Raw genomic sequence first — 23,573 nt, 5'->3', positions numbered from 1 at the left:
GGCTGTTCCCTGAAGGTTGTCGCGCGTGATACATAGATGCTGGTTCGTCAGGCATATATGTTATGGTGCATTGACCCATAAACGGTGAGGGTTACGGAATGACCAGTTATAACGCTACAGATCTTATTCCGCTGGATGGATTTACACCACTTCATCTTGACAAAAACGTTACAGTGCCTAGTAAGATCCAGTACGCCTGCGGGCTGAATGCTCTCGAGGGATGGTTGAACGTCGACTTCTTTGATGACGCATTGATATGGAATTTTGGCCATATTGGCGGCGTTCCTAGAAATATTGCAGAGGGCGTCTACAAATTAAATCTTCTTGAGCGCCATCCATTTCCTGACAACCATTTTGATTATGCCTTCTGCGAGGATTTCATTGAGCATGTTCAGCAGAAAGACGCGATCCTTTTTCTTTCTGAAGCCTATCGAACACTTAAGCCTGGCGGCGTTCTTCGCTTAGCAACTCCAGGGTTGCATGGCGTGATGAACTCTCACTTCAATAAGCCAAGCTATGAGTCCATTTTAGAAAATCACGACGCAGCGTATACCAGATGGGGGCATGTTCATTTTTTCTCGCATGAGAGCCTGAAGACTATGGCTTTATACCTTGGCTTTCGTAAGTATCGGCAGCGGTCATACGGTAAGTCATGGCATAAGGCTCTGAAAAATTTGGAGACTCGCGCTGAGCAAGCTGAATATAAAATTAATATTTATGCTGAGCTTACTAAATAGGCTCGAATAGCTCGAATAAACGTAAGCGCTCCATGAACCTTGCATTTTAAAGGTGGAGACCTATGGCTATCTTGGCATTTGCGGCGTGCAGTTCCACGGCAGCAAGGCCTCGAAGCCTTCTACGCTCGAAGCTTGTGGCAGGCGCTCAAGTGCGCGGCGCAGCCACGCATAGGCTCTTGGCCGTTGGCTTTAGCCGTCTCGACCAAACTGTAAAGTTGAGCGCTGGCCGTCGCGCCTTCGGGCGTGTCGCTGAACAGCCAGTTCTTGCGTCCGATAACGAAAGGTCTGGATCGCACGTTCTGCCACATTGTTGTCGATCGGCAAGTAACGGGCTTCGGTGCAGCCCACCAACTTGATCCAGTTGCTGGCTAGGTAGCTGATGGCTTTGCCCAGTGTATTTTGCGCCGTCACTTGTGGCCGGGTTTTCTCCAGCCATGTTCGCAACTGTGCCAACACCGGCAGGCTATTTTGCTGTCGACTTTCGTGGCGATGTTCATCACCGACTTCTTTTAAATCTCGCTCGATACCGTACAGCTTGTTGATCGGATTCAGGGCGATATCGGCACACCCGGTTTTGCCTTTAGGCTGCACCTTTTGCGCCTCGACAAACTTGCGTCGCGCATATGCCCAACAACCTAAACGCTCGACACCGGATTGCACGCCCAAGGCGTTATAACCAGCGTAATCATCGGTCATCAGGTAGCCGCGATAACCTTCGAGCAGGCACGACGGAACCTCCTGCGCCCGGCTGGTCGAGTAGTCAAACAGGATCACCGGCTGATCCGGCGGTCCGCTGGTTTGCACCCACATCCAGGATTGGCTGGTGGGCTCTCGATCTGGCTCTTTCATCACCTGGACACGCGTTTCGTCGCCGTGGATTACGCGACTTTCCAGTAGTCGATCCCGCATCAAGTTGATCAAGGGTTGCAGGTGTTCGCCGCACTGGATCACCCAGCGCGCCAGGGTTTGTCGTGGAATATCGACGCCGTGGCGACCGAGTACTTTTTCGAAGCGATGCAGTGGCAGGCCATCGACGTATTTGGTCGTCAGCAACATCACCAAAACGCTGGGGCTGGCCATGCTCTTTTCGATCAGTTGCGCTGGCTTGTCGGCGGTGACCAGCGCGGTTTCACAGCCACGGCAGGCGTAGACCTTGCGCACATGTTTGATCACGCGGATTTGCATTGGCACGATCTCGAGCTGCTCGCTGATTTCCTCGCCAATGCTGTGTTTACGGCAGCCGCAGGCGCAGGTCAGCTCATGATCGGGCAGTTCGTGGATGACTTCGATACGCGGAAGATCGGCGGGAAGAGGTTTGCGTTTGCCCCGTTGCTTGGTCGGTGCTACGACCTCTTCTTCAACCGTTTCGTCGACAGCCTCGACCACACTTTCAGCCTCGTTGAACAAGGCCATTTGCGGGGTCGTGGGATCGGGTGTCTACTCTGACTTGCGCCCAAAAAGGCACTGACGTAACAGCGCCTTTTCTTCTTCAGGATGAGCGATCTTGCCCTTATCCGACTTGCGCTCACTCAGCATTTGCTCAAGCAATTGTTTGAGCAAAACAGGGTCGTCAGGAAGGTCTTTGGGCATGGAAATCATGCCCTGGATTACACCGAATCAGGCGACGAATCTAGGTGTCAAAACTTGATGCGGACGGTTGCGCCACAAATCAAAACCGTCCAATAACCAGTTGAGTTCTTGAACCGTCAGCACGATGGCTTCATCCGAACAATCTGGCGATGTTTTGAAGCGCTCGGATTCGAGGCGCTTGAGTCAGAGGGAAGCCGTTGCGCTCCCAATACAAAATCTTCACTCGGTTTCGGGGTTTGTTGAGGAACACGAAAAGCACCGGGTCAAACACCGCGACCTTGATGTCTAGTTCGACCAGGGCAGCGAGGCCATCGATGGATTTTTGGAAGTCGACGGGCTTTGGGTAGAGGTAGACTTTTCGACTTTGGCGTCGGTACGCATCATGAGGGGCTGGCTCCGGAAAGGAATCGGGAGCACAGCATCGAACATCAAATTGCGGCTTAGAATGTGGGGTTCATGGAGCGCTTACGTTTGTCGAGGCGCAAAAGGTGCAGCCTAAAGGCAAAACCGGGTGTGCCGATATCGCCCTGAATCTGATCAACAAGCTGTACGGTATCGAGCGAGATTTAAAAGAAGGCGGCGATGAACATCGCCATAAAAGCCGACAGTAAAATAGCCTGCCGGTGTTGGCGCCGTTGCAAATATGGCTGGAGAAAACCCGGCCACTAGTAACGGCGCAAAATGCCCTGGGCAAAGCCATCAGCTACCTGGCCAGCAACTGGATGAAGTTGGTGCGCTATACCGAAGCCGGTTACTTGCCGATCGACAACATTGCGGCAGAGCGTGCGATCCGGCCCTTCATGATCGGGCGCAAGAACTGGCTGTTCAACGACACGCCCAAAGGCGCGACGGCCAGCGCTCAACTTTACAGTTTGGTCGAGACGGCTAAAGCCAGCGGCCAAGAGCCTATGCGTGGCTGCGCCGCGCACTTGAGCGCCTGCCACAAGCTTCGAGCGTAGAAGGCTTCGAGGTCCTGCTACCGTGGAATTGCACGCCGAAAATTCCTATATAGGCATAGATCCCACTTTTAAAATATGGGGTTCATGGAGCGCTTACGTTTCATGGAGCACTTACGGAGCTTTAATCAAGGGAGGATGAAATATCCCGGTCTGATGCGTGAATCTTGGTTTGTTGTCCTGCCGATTCAGAAGCATCATGAAACAGGGTGCCATGTCAGATTACCCCTAACGGAATACTAAAAATTTTTGACTTATGAAACGGATAGGTAAAAGCACACCGGCCGTTAATAAAGTCGATACCAAATAATTAATGCCTAGCAACAAAAGCGCTCTGAAGACAATACTACCAATAACCAATGATAAAAAAATTTGTAGTGCAAATTTCAGCAGAATTTTTGTGTTGTGTTTTTTATAGAAGAGGTATTTTAAATTAAGTAAATACCCTGCAGTATAGGCCAGAGCATAAGCAATAAAAAAAGCCAGCGACTTGTTTGTGTGCATAACATCAATGAGTAAAAACATCAATGATAGGATTGATACATAACCCAAGACGCTAATCGAAATGTATTTATAGAATTGCAATAAGGTAGGTGAAAAAAAATTAAGACTCATGGATCACCCGGATCACTTTAGCCGGTATGCCACCAACCACCACGTTGTCTGGGACATCGTTTACGACGACTGCGCCTGCGGCCACGACAGAACCTCTACCTATCCTTACAGGGCGGACAATGAGAACATTCATTCCGAGAAAAACCCCATCCTCCAGGAAAACATCACCAATCGTGTAGTTCTGATTTTTTCCCCCGGGTTCAAGAAAGTGATTCATGATCTTGACACCAGAAGTAATTGTTACATTTTTCCCGACGTGCGTTCTGGCTCCAGAGGGGTTGTCGAATAATACGTCAGCGCCAATGAAGACAGAGTTTCTATGCGCGAATTTGTGACCCACGAGGCTCAAACAAATTGTTCTCAGTTGCGGTGGAGCAAGCCAGCTTCGAGCGATATGGATCAGCACATATTTAAATGCATGCTTGAAAAATTTCATGGATAGGTTATTCCATGTGGCATAACTTTTGTTTTTCATAATTTAGTAGATCTTTGGGATGTTGTTTATCAAAACCAGAGCCTCGTCGAGGCTAAAGCCAACAATTCTCGAGTATTCTTGCATAGCCGTGTAGCGAGGTCTGTTTTCCACCTCAATTAACGCAATTGCCTGCTCTCTACTTATAATCCCTGCGCGAACTTGATTGCTCCTGAAGGTATCGTGCTCAGAAAATCCTGCGACGGTATGGTAGATGTAGTTGTAGAAAGCAGCTGTTCCGTCTCCTTGCTCGCAGGTTGAGCGCGACGATATACGTTAATCGCCGATTTCCCTCCAATCGCTATCCCTGCGGCTTCGCTGCCACGACGCTCAGATAGCTTAAATAAAGCCTTTATTAGGGTTTCGATCGCACCGTTAGATAATGGTGATGTTGGTGCGATCACGAGACCGAATATTCCGCACATCTTCTATACCTTGAAAATTAGTTGGTGTTTTTTTCAGCAAATACAAAATACGTTCTTGGTTAGTACGAATGCGATCTAGCATATCCGTTACTACCCCGAGTACAAAGAACACTGTCGCCATGAAAAATAAGAACGCTGCACTGAATCCCGCAAAAAGAAAACCTGAAAAAGCTCCCGTCAGTATATAATGCAAGATAAATGCTATAGTGAATAACGTGGCTGGCACAGCAAAAAATGCAGAAACTCCCCAGAAGAATCGCAGCGGAAAGTAGTCTCTATAGCCTCTAAATATTATCTTTGAGGTATTTATTGCATACTTTGATATGCTTCCGGCTACTCGCGATTTCCGATCATCAAAGTACTGTACCTCAATGGGTACCTCTTTGATTTCAAGGCTCTTGGCAGCGAAATCAAGGAACGTCTCTTGCGTGTAGGTGAACGCGCCGTGCAAGTTTATCTTTAGTAAGCTTTCCCGGCTGTAACAACGAAAACCACACGATACGTCCGCGTATTTTCTGCGTACTAACCTACTGATGAGATAGGACATCATGTGGTTACCGTATAGCTTTACCTTCGGCATTTTAGGAGTCATGGATGCATCAATAAAGCGAGATGCAGTGACCATATCCGCTTCGCCGGATAAAATTGGAGCAACCAGTTTTGGAATGTCGTTGGGGTTAAACTGGCGGTCACCATCAATATTGACCATGAGGTCATACTCCAGTTCCACAGCGTAATTTACCGCTGACTGGAAGGCTGAGCCCACACCGCGATTTCTAGAGTGGCGAAGAACAATAGCGCCCGCGGATTTTGCTTCAGTTGAGGTGCTGTCGTCAGAACCATCATCGATAACGAGTACATCTACGCTATGCACGCCAATGATCGAGCGTGGAACATCCCGCACCACTTGCGCAATAGTTACTGCCTCGTTGAGGCAGGGAATGGCTACCAAAAGCCGAAGCTTTTTGTTCTGTTGTGAGGACATCATTTGATAACCTTTCCGCGAGGGCGACAGTGGATGAGAGTCCAAGGCAGTGGGGTTTTAACAGAGACAATATCAGCATGAGCAGAAATAAATTTGATGAACTGCTTACTTGACCAGTGCTGAAAGTGTCCAGGTGTATTGCCTAGGGCTGTCAGGTATTTGCCGCGTGCCATATTCAAAATATGCCAGATCGGCTCATTAGGAACACTTACGATCAAGTCTTTTTGGGTAATAGATACAAGCTTTCGCAGCGCCGCTTCAGGGTCGGTCAAATGCTCCAGTACTTCACAGCAAAGTACCGTATTAGCGGAATCTTGGTCGGGATTAAGGTCGTAAATACTCTTCACCTCGACAGGGAGGGAGAGCCCCCGTTTCTTAGCTTCAGTACTGGCCACCGCCAATGACTCTACAGAAATATCACAGCCCCTAGCATTGAAATTATTAGCTGCAAGCATTCCTAATATGTGGCCCTCGCCGCAGCCAATTTCGTGAACGTCAGTTGATCCGGCAGATTTTACCGTTGCCAGAATTGAATTCATGAAATTATTGACCAGCTTGTTGGCAATCCAATTTCCGGACTGATACTTATCAGCATGCGCAACACCGCTGAAAAGCTCTCCCACGCCACTTTGGGGATTTTTGTTCTTCATAATTAATTTGCCTATTTAGGCCTTGAAAACCTTGGATGAAGGCTCAAGGTAAACGCCGCGTGTATCAACGATTAATTGAGCATGCTGAAGGATAGCTTCGTAATTGAATTTATCATGATTTGTTGCTAGCAATACGAGGTCAAACTCACTGAGCGTTTGTGCAGTTAGGTCAGTACTGTGAAGGTCTTCTTGGTAACCATGTTTGTCACCTGAGTGCTTCAGCATTGGGATATGAGGGTCGCTGTATGCAATTATTGCACCGAGGGCGCTCAATTTTTCCATTATCGCAAGAGAGGGTGACTCTCGCATATCATCTACATTCTTTTTGTAAGCAATACCCAAAACGAGAATACGGCTTCCATTAATGGATTTTTTCGCAGAGTTCAATGCGGAGGATGTTTTTGAAATCACATAGTCCGGCATTGAAGAGTTTACTTCTCCAGCTAACTCAATAAAGCGAGTGTGGACGCCATACTCTCGTGCCTTCCAAGTGAGGTAGAAGGGGTCGATCGGTATGCAGTGGCCGCCGAGCCCGGGGCCTGGATAATAAGGAACGAAACCAAATGGTTTCGTTGCAGCTGCACGAATGACTTCGTGGAAATCGATATTCATTTTATCCGCGACAACCTTCATTTCGTTCACAAGGCCGATATTCACCGCCCGGTGAATGTTCTCCAGCAGCTTTGTCAACTCCGCAGCGCGGGTAGAGCTTATCGGTACGATTCTATCAATGACTTGCCCATAAAGCGCGATCCCGGCTTCAAGGCAGGCTGCAGTCTGGCCGCCACAAACTTTTGGGATTGTCCTTGTTGTAAAGTTCGCGTTTCCCGGGTCTTCTCGTTCAGGCGAGTAAACGAGGAAAACATTACGACCAACTTTTAGTCCTTGAGACTCAACGCGAGGAAGCAGTTCCTCCTCTGTTGTGCCTGGGTATGTTGTACTTTCTAAAGAAATAACCTGACCTTCTCGAAGGTACGGAACCAGCGCATCGGTTGTATCAATAATGTAGCTGAGATCGGGTTCTCGGTACTTATTCAGAGGGGTTGGCACACAGAGAATCAAGGCGTCGAGTTCGGCTGCACGGGAGAAATCTGTCGTAACTTCCACACCCTTCCCAAGCGCACTCTTGATAGAGGTGCTAGGGATATGCTCAATGTAACTCTCCCCGCTCAACAAGGCAGAAATTTTGCGCTGATCAATGTCGAACCCCACCACATGGTAACCAACCTCGGCGTACCGAAGTAGCAGGGGCAGGCCAACATATCCAAGCCCAAATATTCCAATGACGGCCTGCTTGTTATTCAGGCGGCGCAATAGTTCTTGATGCATGTTAGTTCTCGTATTTTTTATATATATGGGAGTGCTGGCAGGTAATCCCGTGAATAAAAATTGTACCTGTCATCAGAAACGGAAATGCATACAGCATGAGATGTCCAGTTTGGTCGGCAAGATTGCCGGCCGCCAAGGTGCCGCCAAAAGATCGCTCCCATGCTATGAGAAAAGGCTTGAAAGGATCAGTTGAAAGCAGCTTAATCAAAGTTATCTGGTAATCGAAGTTTTGATAAGCTGGAAATCCGCAACTCGTTGTGCCTAAATCAAGGGAGTAACCTAATTGATATACACCAAACACCAGTGCTGAACATATCGAAGTCCAGCTGAATAGAGCCAGTAGCAGAGAGGCTGAGAAATGGCTTATTGAATTTATCGCAGGCTGGATAAGTAGCGCAAGAAAGACCGCCAGCAGAGGGGTGGCAGTGAATATGAAGTGTCTATAACCGTAGTAAGAACCTGCGCTGCACCATTGCATAGACATGAACAAGTTGAGTGAAAAAAGTATTGCCAGCGCGGAGTACCAGATAGGCATCTTTTTGGCATGAAAAACGTAACCGACAAAAGAAAGGATTATGGCGGGTGCGGTATAGGTTAGCCCCATATCAGTCCCCAAGATAATTGTAATCAGGCGGCTGTAGTAGAACTCGATGTTGTGTAGGGCCAGTAACCGTTCGCCCGCGTTTAGATATGACGAGTCTTCAATTGAGAATCCGTTGCTGAAAATTGGTAATATTCTAAAAACAAGGACCGGCAGAGCACTTGATATCATTGTGATAACTAAGTCAGTAGTGGATATTTTTTTTGTGTAAGCCCAGTACAATAGAGTCGAAAATATGCCAATTACTATCGGTGCATTGTTATAGCGCGTTAGGAAGATAAAGGATATTGCAAGGCCGAGTAAGGCCCAGGTGCCACTTCCACGCCTACCAAAGTAAGTCTTAGACAGCAACAGGAGGGCTGCAGTTATCGCGAATAGTTCATACACGTGAGACATAATAGGTCTGTTGAATGCGTAAACAAATATACCACCTCCTGCCAGTAAAGTGAGTGCCGTGGTATAAATGGCTGATCTGCTGTCAACCCATAGACAAATCAAGTTGTATAAAAAAAGCGTGGCTAATATAAAATAAAACTGGGTTGCTATATAGAACCCATAGGCTGAAGCGCTGTCTTCCCGATTGGATAGTGTTCTTTTGTTGACTATTGGTAAGTTGTTGTGGCGGTCAAACATAGAGGAAATCATAACAAATGGCGAGGCCATGACCCCTGCGCCAACACTTGCGAAGGGCATTTTCTCACCAGAGTGGAACTCGTTGGAGAAAGATGGGAACTGTCCATAAGCTATTGAACTTGCAACGGCGAAATAATCGTCGTCATCGCCAGAGAAAAACATTTTCCCGTTACTAGGTATAAAGAATAACGAGGCGACAGCAATAATTAGAGCAAGTATAACTCTGTGGCTAAGTTTTGATGTCTTTGACGGCGTGCTCATATTTGTTCCTTGCTGGCCTGCACCTGTACGAAGGTCTTTTTGCTCTTGCTTGTATTTATTCTCTTGCATTCGAACGCAGTTATTAGAAAGTCAAGTTGCATCCCAAGCGACCAATGTCAACTCTGCTTCTTGCCAACAACAGTCAAGCATTCTAAAAATTTTTTAAAATAGATCATGAGTTCGCGCTTTCTCCTCCCTCCAGGTCGGAAAATAAGGCTACGTATCAGTCTCCGGCTACTTCATCCCTCCTTATTTTTTTTCTTGAGAGCGTTTGGCGGGGGATTTTCCCGCATTGCAGGTTCAGTTCACCCGTAATCAGCAAGCGTTTTATTTACCATCTACTGACTCAATAGGGGCGAATAGCGTTCACAGTTGAGCTGTCTTTTTCACCAGCATTTCGCGGATCACGGAGACAAAAATTGACGCAGTGTAACCGAGCGGGCGACTCATCGGAAGAATCTCAGAGAGCCCGCGGCCTATTTCGCGAGTTTTTGAGGTTTTTTCAAGCCTTGTTTATTGATTGACAAACGTTTCCTCTGGGCCGGCACGCATTTTTTGGGGGGGCTTGAGCGGTGTGCCGGCAGTGGCGGCCTTGGACGTGTCACTGAGCAGCCAGTTGCTGGTCAAATGACCGACGGCTTTTCCCAAGGCGCTTTGAGATGTGACTCGGGGATGAGTTCTCTCCTGCCAACTTTTCAGTTGGGCGAGCACCGGCAAGCTCTTTTCCTGTCGACCGGCAAAGCGCTGATCATCAGTGAGGTCTTTGAGTTCACGTTAGATGCCATACAGTTTGTTAATCGTGGTCAGTGCTATATCGACACGCTCCGCCTTACCTTTAGGCTGCACCTTTTGCGCATTGACATACTTGCGTTGCACATGCGCCCGGCAACCCAGGCGCTCGACACCCGGCTAGGCGCCCAAGCCGTTATAGCCAGAGTAATTGTCAGTCATCAGGTAGTCGCGATAATCGGCTAGCAACCGCATCGGCACCTCCTGTGCGCGACTGAAAGTGTAGTCAACAACCGGATGATCTGTCGTGCTGGTTTGTCAGCAGTGACCTGCGGCGTATCGCAGTCATGGCAGGCATAGACCTTGCGGATGTGTTTGATCACGTGGATTTGCATCCGCACGATTTCCAGCTGCTCGCTGGTTTCTTCGCCAATGACGTGTTTACGACAGCCGCACGTGCGCCTCAGTTCGGACTCGGGCAGTTTGTGGATGACTTCAGTACTCGGTAGATCAGTTGGCGGCGTTTTGCGGTTGCGTTGGTTCGGGGGCAACGCCTTCTTCGTCAAACTCATCGGTGACCGGAACCGCGAGGTTTTCGGGTTCGTTAAAGAGCGCGAGGTGCGGTGTCTGCGGATCAACAGTTTGTTCTGAATTGCGCCTGAAGAAACGTTCACGCAAAGCTTGATCTGTTCTTTCGGGTCAACAATCTAGCCCTTGTCCAACTGACGCTCGCTGAGCATCTGCACAAGCATTTACTTGAGCGGGGCCGGATCATCGGGGAGGTTGTCGGGCATCCAATTCATGCTCGTTCGAAACAATCGGTTCGTCAGTAGGGGGCAGGAGCGGCTTTGACGCGTTCGGACTCCAGTCGCTTGAGTCAAAGGCAAAACCCGTTGCGCTTGCAGTAGAGGATTTTCACGCGGTTACGGTGGCAATTCAGAAAAACGAAAAGCGCAGGTCCCACACGGCGACCTTGATGTCCAACTCCACCAGGGCTGCAAGGCTGTCGATGGGTTTTCGGAAGTCCACTGGCTAGGGCTAGAGGTAGATTTCTTCGATTTTGGCGACAAGGCGTATCGACGTAACATGGTTGCTGGCTCCTGATGGAAATCGGTAGCACACACCAGGCTTCAGCTGCCAGATTTGTTGAGTGTGGGCAACGTTTTCCTGCGTGTGTGTGGGGGCTCTTGCATCGCGTTCTAGCTTACAAGCAGATAGATTTGGCAGGCTTGTAAGATTAACTTGTGAATAGCCAGGAAATTTTATCCTGCCATTTTTTCGTGATAGATTATTCCATTGCTATCAGTCTTTTGAATCGGTTTGAAATGTCGAGAAAAATACTTGTAACCGGAGCGACAGGCTTTCTGGGAAATGCCTTGGCAAGGTGCTTCTGTGCTTTGCCCGATACCTCGGTTGTGGCGCCAGTCAGAAATATGGATAGTAAGTTGCCGGAAACGGTAAGCAAGATCTATATATCAAATATTGATAACACCACTGACTGGGCTACGTCTCTCTCGGGGGTGGATGTCGTTGTGCATGCTGCGGCCCGAGTACATGTCATGCATGAAGATCCAGCACAATCGCTGGAAAAATTTCGCGCTATAAATGTGCAAGGAACGCTTAATTTGGCGCGTCAGGCCATACAGGCAGGCGTTAAAAGATTTGTTTTTATAAGTACGATCAAAGTCAATGGGGAAACTACTGCGCCTGGAACTGTATTTTCAGCCGATGACATTCCGATGCCCTCGGACCCTTATGCGATTTCAAAGTACGAGGCGGAGCAAAAGTTGTTGGAGCTTGCCAAGACGGGCGTAATAGAGCTTGTCATAGTCCGCCCGGTACTTATTTATGGTGCTGGCGTAGGCGCCAATTTTCAGCAAATGATGTGCTTGTTAGCAAAGGGCGTTCCGCTACCATTTGGCGCAGTACGTAATCACCGAAGTCTTGTGTCACTGGAAAACGTAGTTGATCTGATAAAAACATGCATTGATCATCCCCGTGCGGTCAATCAGGTTTTTCTGGTGAGTGATGATGAAGATGTTTCAACGACCCAGCTGATGCGACGCCTTATCACCTATCTGGGTGTAAAAACCTGGCTGGCGCCCGTTCCCGCTGGATTGCTGGTGTTTCTCGCAGGCCTGATGGGGCGCCGATCAATGGCGCAACGGCTTTTCGGCTCATTGCAAGTCGATATCAAAAAAAATCGCGAGCTATTGGGTTGGCGTCCTCCCGGAAGTCTGGATGATGGACTGAAATTGACGGCACAGCATTTTCTGGAGTCTCGCAAACAATGAATTATGCGTGGTTCATTCCGGTGGCTGCCGGTGTTTCTTTTTTTCTGACTGCCGCGTTACGCCAGTACGCGATATCTCGAAGTCTGATGGACATTCCGAATGCACGAAGTTCCCACATGGTTGCGACACCACGAGGTGGCGGCGTCGCAATTGTCGTGGCTTTTATAGCGTCATTGGGGTGTCTCTACGCCGTTGGGCTGATTTCTTCATCTGCATTTATCGCGAATGCGGGGGCAGGGGCCTCGATAGCCTTGATTGGCTTTATGGATGACCACGGACATATCGCCGCACGCTGGCGTTTGTTGGGCCATTTTGTAGCGGCGGTTTGGCTGCTGAGTTGGTTGGGTGGATTGCCTCCCATTCAGCTGTTCGGCACCTACCTCGATATGGGGTGGTCAGGTCATGTTCTGACAGCTTTTTATCTGGTGTGGTTACTCAATCTCTACAACTTCATGGATGGAATCGATGGTATCGCAAGCATAGAAGCGATTTGTGTTTGCTTGGGAGCATGCCTGCTTTATTGGTTGGCAGGTCTGGAAGGTCTGATTTGGGGTCCATTGTTGCTCGCCGCTTCAGTGACGGGGTTTCTGTACTGGAATTTTCCTCCCGCGAGGATTTTCATGGGAGATGCAGGCAGCGGATTTCTGGGCATTGTATTGGGAGGGCTTTCGCTTCAGGCGGCTTGGACTGCACCGTCATTGCTCTGGGCATGGTTGATCTTGCTAGGGGTGTTTATTGTCGATGCAACGTTCACTCTGTTACGGCGCTTGCTCAGGGGGGACAAGGTCTATGAAGCCCATCGCAGCCACGCCTATCAGTTTGCCTCGCGCCGTTTCGGTAAACACTTGCCCGTGACCCTGGCTGTTGGTGTGATCAATCTGTTCTGGCTCTTGCCGATTGCTCTTTGCGTAACAAACTATGGTCTGGACGGCGCTTTGGGAGTGATTTTGGCTTACGCACCGTTAATCGTACTGGCAGTAAAGTGCCATGCCGGAGAACTCGAAGGCCCTTCGTCGAAGATCTGAGTAACGGTTCTGCCATTTAGGTTTAAAGTAACAACGTTGCGCCCGTAGGTTTCACCACATTGATGTAACCAGTTGAAGGGAGCAGGCTGAGGTGTTTGAAAGGTTCATGGATAAAGTCAGAGCGTATCTGGTAGGGCTACCCCGCCGACAGAAAAGGTTGATACAGGTCGCGACAGACGTCGTGCTGGTCTGGGCTGCACTGTGGCTGGCTTTTATCGTGCGTCTGGGCATCGACGATATGTATAACCCTTTCAAAGTCCACTTGTGGCTCTTCGCCTGCGCCCCTGTTATCGCCATCCCCCTGTTCATCCGCTTCGGCATGTACCGTGCCGTCATGCGCTACTTCGGCAACGACGCCCTCATAGCCATCGTCAAGGCCGTCAGCCTCTCGTCACTGATCCTGGCAGTCGTTGTCTATTGGTACAGCAATCACCAAACTGTGGTTCCGCGCTCCATCATCTTCAACTACTGGTGGCTCAGCCTGGTCATCATCGGCGGCTTACGCCTGTGCATGCGTCAATACTTCATGGGTGACTGGTTCACCGCCGCTCAGCACGTGCCGTTCACCAGTCGTGATGATGGTTTGACCAAGGTCGCCATCTACGGCGCGGGTGTTGCTGGCAACCAGCTCGTCGCGGCGCTTCGCATGGGGCGGGTAATGCGTCCTGTGGCCTTCATCGATGACGACGCGAGTATCGCGGATCGCTCTATTTCAGGCCTGCAGGTCTATAAGCCCAAGCATATTCAGCAGATGATCGATGTCACCGGCGCGCAGGAAATTCTTCTGGCGCTGCCGTCATCCACGCGAGCACGACGTAGGGAGATTCTGAATCTCCTGGAAGGCTTTCCGCTTCACATCCGTAGCGTTCCGAATTTCACTGACCTGGCCAGTGGGCGGGTGAAGGTCGAGGACATCCAGGAGGTCGACATTGCCGACTTGCTGGGGCGTGACTCGGTACCGGCTCAGCCTGATTTGCTGGAGCGTTGTATCAAGCGCAAAACGGTCATGGTGACCGGTGCGGGCGGCTCTATCGGTGCGGAGCTTTGCCGGCAGATTTTTTCTCTTGGTCCTACGACGCTAATCCTGTTTGAACACAGCGAGTTCAATCTTTACAGCATTCTTTCCGAGTTGGAGAAACGAGCCAGTCGTGAATCCCTGTCTGTTCGCCTGCTGCCTATCCTCGGTTCTGTCCGGCATCAGGAAAAGCTTCTGGACGTGATGAAAACCTGGAAAGTGGAAACGGTTTACCACGCAGCGGCCTATAAGCATGTGCCGATGGTTGAGCACAATATCGCCGAAGGCGTGTTGAACAATGTGATGGGTACGCTCAATACCGCACAAGCCGCTTTGCAATCAGGTGTCGCCAACTTTGTGCTGATCTCCACCGACAAAGCCGTGCGTCCGACCAATGTGATGGGTAGCACCAAGCGCTTGGCCGAAATGACACTGCAGGCGCTTAGTCGTGAGATTGCGCCGGTATTGCTGGGCGACAAGGCCAATGTATCGCGTGTCAACAAGACCCGGTTCACGATGGTGCGCTTTGGTAATGTGCTGGGCTCTTCCGGTTCGGTGATCCCGTTGTTCCATAGTCAGATCAAGTCGGGTGGACCGTTGACGGTGACTCACCCGAAGATCACGCGCTACTTCATGACCATTCCCGAGGCGGCGCAACTGGTGATCCAGGCCGGTTCCATGGGGCAGGGCGGCGATGTGTTTGTGCTGGACATGGGTGAGCCGGTGAAGATTGTCGAGCTGGCTGAAAAGATGATCCATCTGTCTGGTTTGAGCATTCGCTCGGAGAAGAACCTGCAAGGTGACATTGCCATTGAGTTCACCGGTTTGCGCCCGGGTGAAAAGCTCTATGAAGAGTTACTGATCGGCGACAACGTCGCAGCGACTCAGCACCCAATGATCATGAGTGCCAATGAAGACCATCTGCCTTGGGACGTGCTCAAGGCGCGGCTGACCGAGCTGCTCGGCGCTGTCGAGCGGGATGACTACTCACGGGTTCGTCAGTTGTTACGCGAAACCGTCAGCGGCTACACCCCCGATGGTGAAATCGTCGACTGGATCTACCAGCAACGCCGTCTCGAACCCTGATTGTTACACACCCTGTAACTGATACATTTTTGACAGGCTCACAGCATGACCTAGGTTTGGGAGGCAGCTTCGGAAAAGCTGCTTCTTTCCTATCGATGTCATGGAGCGTCACTTATGCGTACAGGCTATTTCTACTCTCTGGTTTTTGCCCTGCTGACCAGCGCCTCTATTGCCGCTATCGCTGCGCCAGCGACAAACACGGAGGCTGTAACCGCGCCATTGACCGTACAGGTCGCACCGTCCGGGGAGGCTGCAAAAGTCGATCTCAATACGGCGGATGCAACGACACTGCAGCGGGAACTCGCTGGAGTAGGTGAGGCCAAGGCCAAGGCGATTGTTGCATATCGTGAGAGTAATGGACCGTTTGCATCGGTGGATGAGTTGTTGGAGGTCAAGGGCATCGGCAAGGCGATTCTGGACAAGAATCGCGACAAGCTTGAGGTGAACTGATTCGTAGCGCTAGCGCCAGAGGCCGGTCATTGACCGGCCTTTTTCGTTGGTGCGCCTAATTGCGTCTTGCAGTGGCTGTTAGAGAGCGTTGCGAGACGGTCAAGAGGACGTTGCCCGCAAAACTTTCATCTTGCACCGTAACGCCTATGATTTGTGTGGGCGGTTAAGCCCTTTGGTATCAGTCATTTTCAACGTCTCATCAGTGGAAACCGGTCTCATGAAAACGATGTTTGGTCGCCTGATACGCAACATCGGTGTGATTTCCCTGGGCAGCGTGCTGATCGCCACTGCTGTTATGGCTGAGGAGGCACCGGGTATGCGCATCGGCGTGCGCGGTGAAGTCACCGGGGTGTCCGAAGAGGTCTTGAAGGTGCATGCCAACACGGGCGAGAACGTGATCATCCAGTTGACCAAGGACACCCAGGTTCGCGCCGTAACCCCGGCCAACATCGAAGACATCAAGCCCGGCAGCTACATTGGCTCAGCGGCAATACCGCAAGACGATGGCACGCTCAAGGCACTGGAAGTGCATGTGTTCCCACCTGAAATGGCTGGCACCGGCGACGGCCACCGTCCGTTCGATCTGGTCAAGGGCAGCAGCATGACCAATGGCATTGTCGGCGATCTGGTGGTCAACAATGGCCGAATCCTGACCGTCAATTACAAGGGTGGCCAGCAGACCATCCTGGTGCCGGAGGACGTGCCGATCGTCAACCTGACACCGGCTGATCGCAGCCTGCTCAAAGTCGGGGTCAAGGTCGTGTTGTTCGCCACTCAAAGCGCCGATGGCACCCTGACGGCGCAATCGATCTCGGCTGGCAAGGATGGCGTCGCGCCGCCGATGTGAGTTACCGGCGGGTATGAAAAAGGCGACTACTGAGGTCGCCTTTTTCATTGCTGATCCAGCGCTTATTGCCCGCTGTAAATCTGGTCGAAAACCCCACCATCGTTGAAGTGGGTTTTCTGCACGGTGCGCCAGTCACCGAAGGTTTTCTCCACCGACAGGAAGTCGACTTTCGGGAAGCGGTCGGTGTGCTTGGCCAAAACGGCCGGGTCACGCGGACGCAGGTAGTTGGCGGCGGCGATTTCCTGGCCTTCCGGGGACCACAGGTACTTCAGGTATTCCTCGGCGGCAGCGCGGGTGCCTTTCTTGTCGACAACTTTGTCGACCACGCTTACCGGCGGCTCGGCTTCGGCAGAGACGCTTGGGTAGATGACTTCGAACTGGTCGCGACCGAACTCGCGGGCGATCATTTCCGCTTCGTTCTCGAAGGTCACCAGCACGTCGCCGATCTGATTGGTCATGAATGTGGTGGTGGCTGCGCGGCCACCGGTGTCGAGTACCGGGGCTTGTTTGAACAGCTTGCCGACGAAGGCCTTGGCCTTGTTCTCGTCACCGCCGTTTTTCAGCACGTAACCCCACGCCGACAAATAGGTGTAGCGGCCATTACCCGAGGTTTTCGGGTTGGGCACGATAACCTGCACGCCATCCTTGAGCAGGTCCGGCCAGTCTTTCAGGGCTTTCGGGTTGCCCTTGCGCACGATAAACACGGTGGCGGAAGTGAACGGCGCACTGTGGTCCGGCAGGCGAGTTACCCAGTTGTCCGGGACCAGTTTGCCGTTGTCGACCAACGCGTTGATGTCGGTGGCCATGTTCATGGTGATGACGTCAGCCGGCAGGCCATCGATCACTGATCGGGCCTGTTTGCTGGAGCCGCCGAAGGACATTTGCAGGGTGATGTTTTCGTTGTGCTCGGCTTGCCAGTGTTTCTGGAAGGCGGTGTTGTAGTCCTTGTAGAAATCGCGCATCACGTCATAGGACACGTTGAGCAGGGTCGGTGCGGCCTGGGCCACGCTCGCGAGGGTCAGGCCAGCGGCCAGAAGTGAGGCGCCAAAGATCTTTTTCACTGCACATTCCTTTTGTTCGAGATGAAGGCAATTTGCCGTCGACTATAGCCGGGGCTACATATCCCTTTAAAGATTAAAAAGTACTTTGCTTATTCTATTTTCTTGAACAGTGCATTACCGCAGCGTGAGCAAAATGCCGCGCTGTGTTCGTGCTGGTTTTTGCGGCACACCGGGCAGTCATGTTGCTGCTGTTCGCCGCGCATGGCGTTGGCCAGTTCGGCGGTAAAAATCCCGGTGGGGACGGCGATGATCGAGTAACCGGTGACCATCACCATCGCTGAGATGACCTGCCCCAAAGCGGTCTTGGGCACGATGTCGCCGTAGCCGACGGTGGTCAGGGTGACGATCGCCCAATAGATCCCTTTGGGGATGCTGGTAAAGCCATGCTCCGGGCCTTCGACCACATACATCAGTGTGCCGAACACCGTTACCAGCGTGCAGACGCTGAGCAGGAATACGATGATTTTCTGTTTGCTGCCGCGCAGGGCGTCGAGCAGGTAATGGGCCTGCTTCAGGTAGGGGAGCAGTTTGAGCACGCGAAAGATCCGCAGCATACGGATGATTCGGATGATCAGCAGGTACTGCGCATCGCTGTAATAGATCGCAAGGATGCCGGGAACAATCGCCAGCAAATCCACCAGCCCGTAAAAACTGAAGGCGTAACGCAGCGGCCTGGGCGAGCAGTACAAGCGCAACATGTACTCGACCAGGAAGATCAGGGTAAAGCCCCACTCGAAGTACGCCAGGGTGTTGGCGAAGTTCTGGTGAACGTCATCGATGCTGTCGAGGATCACCACCACCAGACTGGCAAGGATGATCAGCAGCAGCGTTTTATCGAAGCGCCGCCCGGCCACCGTGTCGGTATGGAAAATCATCACGTACAGGCGCTTACGCCACGTGTCGTTGCTGTCCATTCAAATCGCCTTGGCCATAAATCAGCGCAGCCTAGGTTGATTCTCCGAGGTTTGGCAAGGCGCACTGTCTGTAGTTGCGTGGCGCAGCAGGCGAATACCCGAGCGCAGCAACCAGCAGGCGAGAATGAACGGCGCGGTCAAGGTCGCCAACCCCACGGCAGCAAACGCCGGTGTGAGGAGGATCGCCAGTGCAATACCCAGCAGCGGCAACCAGGGTTGGCGGCGTTGCTGGCTGAAGGCGAGGGCGGCCAGCGCCGGGTTGTAGCCATACAGGCCGAGCAATGCGTCGGGCGTTTGGTTCAGCCACACGGCGCAGAGCAGACCCGCGGCGGAACCCACCAGAGCCCAGAGCGCGGCACGGCGGTTGGCAAGCAGCAGCCCGACGACGATCAGCACGCCTGCCAAAGGATGGTCGAGGAAGATGACTTGGCCCAAGCCTTTGAACTCGGCGCCGAGCAGGCCCAAGGCATCGAGTTCTGGACGTGGTGCAGGTATCGAGTGAGCCGGGGCAGCAACGCTCAGCAGTATCCAGCCCAGTCCCACGAAAGGTGCGGTGTAGGCGGGTAGAAAATGCTGGTCGCGTGCGCGCTTGAGCCATTGCTGGGTGACGATCGCACTCAGTCCACCGCTGGCGAGGATCAGTGGCGGCAGCATGGCCGACCAACTGAACTGCAGGCTCAGCAAGAGGCCGAGCAAGACGCCGTTGTAGCTGAAGAGCCCGGCTTGGCGATCAGCCTTGGCATAGCCGCGACGTTGCGCAGTGAGCAAACCGGCCACGCCACCCAACAGGGCGCCGCCGAGTAACGTCGGAGCGCTAAACAGGATGGCCAACAGGCACAGCAGGCCGCACAGCGGATGACGCTGGAGGAAAATCTGACTGAAACCGTTGAGCAGGGCAGTGGCCCAGTCGGGGCAGTGGGTGTTGAAGTGGTTGGCAGGCATGTTGGGGTCTAAGGGCAGAGGAAGCACCAAGGAGTTGCATCAAGCCCGTGGCGAGGGAGCTTGCTCCCGCTGGGGCGCGGAGCGGCCCCAAAACGTATCCCGTTTTTTATAGGATGAATCGGGATTACGTATCACGACTGCTGCGCAGTCGAGCGGGAGCAAGCTCCCTCGCCACAAAAGCTGTTCGCTAAATCAACGTCTCTATACGCAACGAGTTCGTTGATCCTGGCTGACCGAAAGGCACACCCGCAGTGATCAACAACGTATCACCACGCTTGGCCATGCCTTGCGCCTGGGCGATTTCCAGGGCGGTGGAGCACACCTCGTCGACCTGCCGCAAACGATCGTTGACCACCGAGTGCACACCCCACGCCACGCTCAAGCGCCGCGCGGTTTGCAGGTTCGGCGTCAGGTTGAGAATCGGCACTGCCGGCCGCTCCCGCGCCGCACGCAAACTCGAACTGCCGGACTCGCTGTAGTTCACCAGCACCGCTACTGGAAGGATGTTGCTGATCCGGCGGATCGCACAGCTGATGGCGTCCGAAGTCGTGGCTTCGGCTTTTGGTCGGCTGACATCCAGTTGCGCCTGGTAATCCGGACCGCTTTCGACCTGACGGATGATCTTGCTCATCATCTGCACCGCTTCGAGCGGGTAATCGCCAGAAGCGGTTTCCGCCGAGAGCATCACCGCGTCAGCCCCTTCGGCCACGGCGTTGGCGACGTCGGTTACCTCGGCCCGTGTCGGCGCCGGGGAGAAACGCATGGACTCAAGCATCTGGGTCGCCACCACCACCGGTTTGCCGAGCTGGCGGCAGATGCTGATGATGTCTTTCTGGATCTGCGGCACGCTCTCGGCCGGTACTTCCACACCGAGGTCGCCACGGGCAACCATGATCGCGTCGCTCAGCTCAGCGATTTCGCGCAGTTGTTCAACGGCCGACGGTTTTTCGATTTTCGCCATCAAAAAGGCTTTGTTGCCGATCAGTGCGCGTGCCTCACGAATGTCTTCAGGACGCTGCACAAATGACAGCGCGACCCAATCGACACCTAATTCCAGACCGAAACTCAGGTCGCGACGATCCTTGGCCGTCAGCGGGCTGAGGTCGAGCACCGCTTGCGGCACGTTGACGCCTTTGCGGTCCGACAACTCGCCGCCATTGAGCACCGTGGTGTCGATGGCGTCGGCATACTTGGTCACCACCCGCAAACGCAGTTTGCCGTCGTCCAGCAACAGGTCCATGCCGGGTTCCAGCGCGGCGATGATTTCCGGGTGCGGCAGGTTGACCCGCCGCTCGTCACCCGGCGTGGCGTCGAGGTCCAGGCGCAGGGCCTGACCGCGCACCAGTTGCACCTTGCCCTCGGCAAACTGGCCGACCCGCAGCTTCGGGCCTTGCAGGTCCATCAGAATGCCCAGCGGGTAATTGAGTTGGCGCTCGACTTCGCGGATCCACTGGTAGCGCTGGGCGTGGTCGGCGTGATCGCCGTGGCTGAAGTTCAGGCGAAAGATATTCACCCCGGCTTGCACCAGCTCGCGGATGTCATCGATCCCGTCAGTGGCGGGGCCAAGGGTGGCGAGGATTTTGACCTTCTTATCAGGCGTCATGTTCAGGGCTCTCGAGGATCAGGATGGCGCGGAAGTCGTTGACGTTGGTGCGCGTCGGCTCGGTGACGATCAGCCCGTCGAGCGCTGCGAAATAGCCATAGCCATTGTTGTTGTCCAACTCGTCGCTGGCGCTCAAACCGAGAGCCGTGGCGCGGGCGTAGCTGTCCGGGGTCATGATTGCGCCGGCGTTATCTTCGGAGCCGTCGATGCCATCGGTATCACCGGCCAGCGCGTAGACGCCGGGCAGACCTTTGAGGCTGTCGGTCAGGCTGAGCAGGAACTCGGCGTTGCGTCCGCCTCGACCATTGCCGCGCACGGTGACGGTGGTTTCGCCACCGGAGAGAATTACGCACGGCGCCGCCAACGGCTGACCGTGCAGCACCACCTGGCGCGCAATCCCGGCATGGACTTTCGCCACTTCACGGGATTCGCCTTCCAGATCGCCGAGGATCAACGGGCTGAAACCGGCCTGGCGGGCTTTCACCGCTGCCGCTTCCAGGGATTGCTGCGGTCGGGCGATCAACTGGAAATGGCTGCGAGCCAGGCTCGGGTCGCCAGGTTTTACCGTCTCCGATTCGGGGCTTTGCAACCAGCTGCGTACCGACACCGGAACCTCGATGGCATAGCGCTTGAGGATCGCCAGGGCTTCAGCCGAGGTACTCGGATCGGCGACGGTCGGGCCGGATGCAATCACGGTGGCGAGGTCGCTCGGGACATCGGAAATCGCGTAGGTATAAACAGTGGCTGGCCAGCAGGCCTTACCTAGACGGCCGCCCTTGATTGCCGAGAGGTGCTTGCGCACGCAGTTCATCTCGCCGATGGTTGCGCCGGATTTGAGCAGGGCTTTGTTGATCGCCTGTTTGTCGGCCAGAGTGATACCGGCTGCGGGCAGGGCGAGCAGGGCCGAACCGCCGCCCGAGAGCAGGAAGATCACCCGGTCGTCTTCGCTCAGGTTACTGACCAGTTCCAGCACCCGTTTGGCCACGGCCAGACCGGCCGCATCAGGCACCGGATGGGCGGCTTCGACCACTTCGATTTTTTCGCAAGGGGCGCCGTGACCGTAGCGGGTGACCACCAGGCCAGACACTTCACCCTGCCAGCAGCGCTCGACCACCTGGGCCATGGCCGCGGCGGCTTTGCCGGCACCAATGACGATCACCCGACCGCTGCGATCTTTCGGTAAATGGGCTTCGAGGACATGCTGCGGATGGGCCGCGTCGATGGCTGTGGCAAACAGCTCGCGCAGGAATTGTTGCGGATCGACCGACATGGCGGGCTCCCGGAATTCTTGTTATTGGGGATATCGAGACTTACATAGCCCCTGTAGGAGCAAGGCTTGCCCGCGATCCAGACACCACGGTGTTTCAGCTGCACCGAAGCGATTCGATCGCGGGCAAGCCTTGCTCCTACAGAGGGCCAGGCTGACCCTCTGTAGCAGGGCTTACTTATCGCGAATCGAGAAGTTCGCCATGTGTTCCAGACCTTTGATCAGCGCCGAGTGGTCCCAGTTGCTACCACCGAGGGCCGCGCAGGTGCTGAACACTTGCTGGGTGCCCGCGGTGTTGGGCAGGTTGATGCCCAATTCGCGCGCACCGGCCAACGCCAGGTTGAGGTCCTTCTGGTGCAGGCTGATGCGGAAGCCTGGATCGAAGGTGCCTTTGATCATGCGCTCGCCATGTACTTCAAGGATCTTCGAGGAGGCGAAACCGCCCATCAGCGCTTCACGGACCTTGGCAGGATCCGCACCGTTCTTCGAGGCGAACAGCAAGGCTTCGGCCACGGCCTGGATGTTCAGCGCCACGATGATCTGGTTCGCCACTTTGGCGGTTTGACCGTCGCCATTGCCGCCGACCAGGGTGATGTTCTTGCCCATGCTCTGGAACAGCGGCAGCGCGCGTTCGAACGCATCGCTGTCGCCACCGACCATGATGCTCAGGGTCGCAGCCTTGGCACCGACTTCACCACCGGACACCGGAGCGTCAAGGTATTGCGCGCCTTTCTCGTTGATCTTCGCCGCGAAGGCTTTGGTCGCGGTCGGCGAGATCGAGCTCATGTCGATGACCACTTTGCCTTTGCCAACACCGGCGGCGACGCCATCGGCACGGAACAGCACATCATCGACCTGTGGGGTATCCGGCACCATGATGATGATGAATTCGGCTTCCTGAGCGACTTCTTTCGGGCTCGCCAGGGCGACCGCGCCAGCGGCAACCAGGTCAGCCGGAGCAGCGTCGTGGTGCGCCGACAGGAACAGGCTGTGACCGGCTTTCTGCAGGTTCAACGCCATTGGGTGGCCCATGATGCCGGTGCCGATAAATCCGATTTTAGCCATGAGAAAATCCTCTTGTTTTTA

General features: G+C 53.4%; 20 protein-coding genes and 3 pseudogenes. 7 read left to right on the top strand and 16 right to left on the bottom strand.

Annotation, left to right across the window (positions count from 1 at the left end; translation table 11 throughout):
- The first annotated feature begins 98 nt into the window (after positions 1–98).
- A complete protein-coding gene (locus AABM55_RS20925; protein WP_347927677.1) occupies positions 99–737 on the top strand; it encodes a methyltransferase domain-containing protein in 639 nt (212 codons plus the stop codon).
- Between the two features lie 66 nt (positions 738–803).
- Here AABM55_RS20925 and AABM55_RS20920 read toward each other — a convergent pair.
- The 3 genes and pseudogenes from AABM55_RS20920 to tnpB all read right to left on the bottom strand — a co-directional run bounded on the left by AABM55_RS20920 (position 804) and on the right by tnpB (position 2,625).
- Positions 804–2,336: pseudogene (locus AABM55_RS20920) on the bottom strand (IS66 family transposase).
- 18 nt (positions 2,337–2,354) lie between these two features.
- Entirely contained in the window at positions 2,355–2,453 is a 99-nt protein-coding gene (locus AABM55_RS29860; protein ID WP_367576150.1) for a hypothetical protein, read from the bottom strand.
- Positions 2,454–2,457: 4 nt separating this feature from the next.
- Positions 2,458–2,625 (bottom strand): IS66 family insertion sequence element accessory protein TnpB, encoded by a 168-nt coding sequence (tnpB, locus tag AABM55_RS20915; RefSeq protein WP_347930072.1) that lies wholly within the window; start codon positions 2,623–2,625, stop codon positions 2,458–2,460.
- A 172-nt stretch (positions 2,626–2,797) separates the two neighbouring features.
- On the opposite strand from tnpB, the pseudogene AABM55_RS20910 reads away from it, so the two are divergent.
- Positions 2,798–3,339 (top strand): annotated as a pseudogene (locus tag AABM55_RS20910) (transposase); the annotation flags it as partial.
- Between the two features lie 172 nt (positions 3,340–3,511).
- Here the strand turns inward: AABM55_RS20910 and AABM55_RS29855 are convergent.
- From AABM55_RS29855 to AABM55_RS20880, 7 genes and pseudogenes are all read right to left on the bottom strand, one after another.
- Positions 3,512–3,898 carry a GtrA family protein gene (locus AABM55_RS29855; RefSeq protein WP_367576139.1) on the bottom strand — a complete coding sequence of 129 codons (387 nt, stop codon included), beginning with the start codon at positions 3,896–3,898 and terminating at the stop codon, positions 3,512–3,514.
- Positions 3,888–4,334, bottom strand: coding sequence for a DapH/DapD/GlmU-related protein (locus AABM55_RS20905; RefSeq protein ID WP_347927675.1), 447 nt, complete (start codon positions 4,332–4,334; stop codon positions 3,888–3,890). The genes AABM55_RS29855 and AABM55_RS20905 overlap by 11 nt, the downstream gene beginning before the upstream one ends.
- A gap of 411 nt (positions 4,335–4,745) precedes the next feature.
- Positions 4,746–5,780, bottom strand: coding sequence for a glycosyltransferase family 2 protein (locus tag AABM55_RS20900; protein ID WP_347927673.1), 1,035 nt, complete (start codon positions 5,778–5,780; stop codon positions 4,746–4,748).
- The gene (locus AABM55_RS20895; RefSeq protein ID WP_347927671.1) at positions 5,780–6,430 is read right to left on the bottom strand and encodes a class I SAM-dependent methyltransferase; all 651 of its coding nucleotides are present in this window, start codon (positions 6,428–6,430) and stop codon (positions 5,780–5,782) included. The genes AABM55_RS20900 and AABM55_RS20895 overlap by 1 nt, the downstream gene beginning before the upstream one ends.
- A gap of 15 nt (positions 6,431–6,445) precedes the next feature.
- The gene (locus tag AABM55_RS20890; protein ID WP_347927670.1) at positions 6,446–7,759 is read right to left on the bottom strand and encodes a nucleotide sugar dehydrogenase; all 1,314 of its coding nucleotides are present in this window, start codon (positions 7,757–7,759) and stop codon (positions 6,446–6,448) included.
- A gap of 1 nt (position 7,760) precedes the next feature.
- The gene (locus tag AABM55_RS20885) at positions 7,761–9,323 is read right to left on the bottom strand and encodes a hypothetical protein (RefSeq protein ID WP_347927668.1); all 1,563 of its coding nucleotides are present in this window, start codon (positions 9,321–9,323) and stop codon (positions 7,761–7,763) included.
- A 546-nt stretch (positions 9,324–9,869) separates the two neighbouring features.
- A pseudogene (locus AABM55_RS20880) lies at positions 9,870–10,735 on the bottom strand (transposase); the annotation flags it as partial.
- 573 nt (positions 10,736–11,308) lie between these two features.
- On the opposite strand from AABM55_RS20880, the gene AABM55_RS20875 reads away from it, so the two are divergent.
- The 5 genes from AABM55_RS20875 to AABM55_RS20855 all read left to right on the top strand — a co-directional run bounded on the left by AABM55_RS20875 (position 11,309) and on the right by AABM55_RS20855 (position 16,700).
- Complete coding sequence (locus tag AABM55_RS20875; protein WP_347930071.1) at positions 11,309–12,277, top strand: SDR family oxidoreductase; 969 nt, start codon at positions 11,309–11,311, stop codon at positions 12,275–12,277.
- On the top strand, positions 12,274–13,302 hold the full coding sequence (locus AABM55_RS20870; RefSeq protein WP_347927666.1) for a glycosyltransferase family 4 protein: 1,029 nt from the start codon (positions 12,274–12,276) through the stop codon (positions 13,300–13,302). Before AABM55_RS20875 ends, AABM55_RS20870 begins: the two co-directional genes overlap by 4 nt.
- A gap of 106 nt (positions 13,303–13,408) precedes the next feature.
- Positions 13,409–15,403 carry a nucleoside-diphosphate sugar epimerase/dehydratase gene (locus AABM55_RS20865; protein ID WP_347927664.1) on the top strand — a complete coding sequence of 665 codons (1,995 nt, stop codon included), beginning with the start codon at positions 13,409–13,411 and terminating at the stop codon, positions 15,401–15,403.
- Between the two features lie 114 nt (positions 15,404–15,517).
- A complete protein-coding gene (locus AABM55_RS20860; protein WP_054593446.1) occupies positions 15,518–15,853 on the top strand; it encodes a helix-hairpin-helix domain-containing protein in 336 nt (111 codons plus the stop codon).
- Between the two features lie 217 nt (positions 15,854–16,070).
- Positions 16,071–16,700: a DUF5666 domain-containing protein gene (locus tag AABM55_RS20855; RefSeq protein WP_347927661.1), complete on the top strand. Its 630-nt coding sequence runs from the start codon at positions 16,071–16,073 to the stop codon at positions 16,698–16,700.
- A 62-nt stretch (positions 16,701–16,762) separates the two neighbouring features.
- On the opposite strand, the gene AABM55_RS20850 is transcribed toward AABM55_RS20855, so the two are convergent.
- The 6 genes from AABM55_RS20850 to AABM55_RS20825 all read right to left on the bottom strand — a co-directional run bounded on the left by AABM55_RS20850 (position 16,763) and on the right by AABM55_RS20825 (position 23,552).
- The gene (locus AABM55_RS20850; RefSeq protein WP_054593445.1) at positions 16,763–17,761 is read right to left on the bottom strand and encodes a sulfate ABC transporter substrate-binding protein; all 999 of its coding nucleotides are present in this window, start codon (positions 17,759–17,761) and stop codon (positions 16,763–16,765) included.
- Positions 17,762–17,850: 89 nt separating this feature from the next.
- A complete protein-coding gene (locus AABM55_RS20845) occupies positions 17,851–18,675 on the bottom strand; it encodes an ion transporter (RefSeq protein ID WP_347927659.1) in 825 nt (274 codons plus the stop codon).
- 21 nt (positions 18,676–18,696) lie between these two features.
- Positions 18,697–19,617, bottom strand: a complete 921-nt coding sequence (locus AABM55_RS20840) for an urea transporter (protein ID WP_347927657.1) — start codon at positions 19,615–19,617, stop codon at positions 18,697–18,699.
- Positions 19,618–19,804: 187 nt separating this feature from the next.
- Positions 19,805–21,220 (bottom strand): pyruvate kinase, encoded by a 1,416-nt coding sequence (pyk, locus tag AABM55_RS20835; RefSeq protein ID WP_347927655.1) that lies wholly within the window; start codon positions 21,218–21,220, stop codon positions 19,805–19,807.
- On the bottom strand, positions 21,210–22,490 hold the full coding sequence (locus AABM55_RS20830) for a glycerate kinase (RefSeq protein ID WP_347927653.1): 1,281 nt from the start codon (positions 22,488–22,490) through the stop codon (positions 21,210–21,212). The genes pyk and AABM55_RS20830 overlap by 11 nt, the downstream gene beginning before the upstream one ends.
- A 171-nt stretch (positions 22,491–22,661) precedes the next feature.
- Positions 22,662–23,552 (bottom strand): 2-hydroxy-3-oxopropionate reductase, encoded by an 891-nt coding sequence (locus AABM55_RS20825; RefSeq protein WP_103315860.1) that lies wholly within the window; start codon positions 23,550–23,552, stop codon positions 22,662–22,664.
- Positions 23,553–23,573 lie beyond the last annotated feature (21 nt).

This window comes from Pseudomonas helvetica (genome assembly GCF_039908645.1).
Classification (GTDB): Bacteria; Pseudomonadota; Gammaproteobacteria; order Pseudomonadales; family Pseudomonadaceae; genus Aquipseudomonas; species Aquipseudomonas helvetica.
The sequence above is the reverse complement of the archived record's forward strand: the minus strand, read 5'-3'. Positions and strand labels throughout refer to the sequence as shown.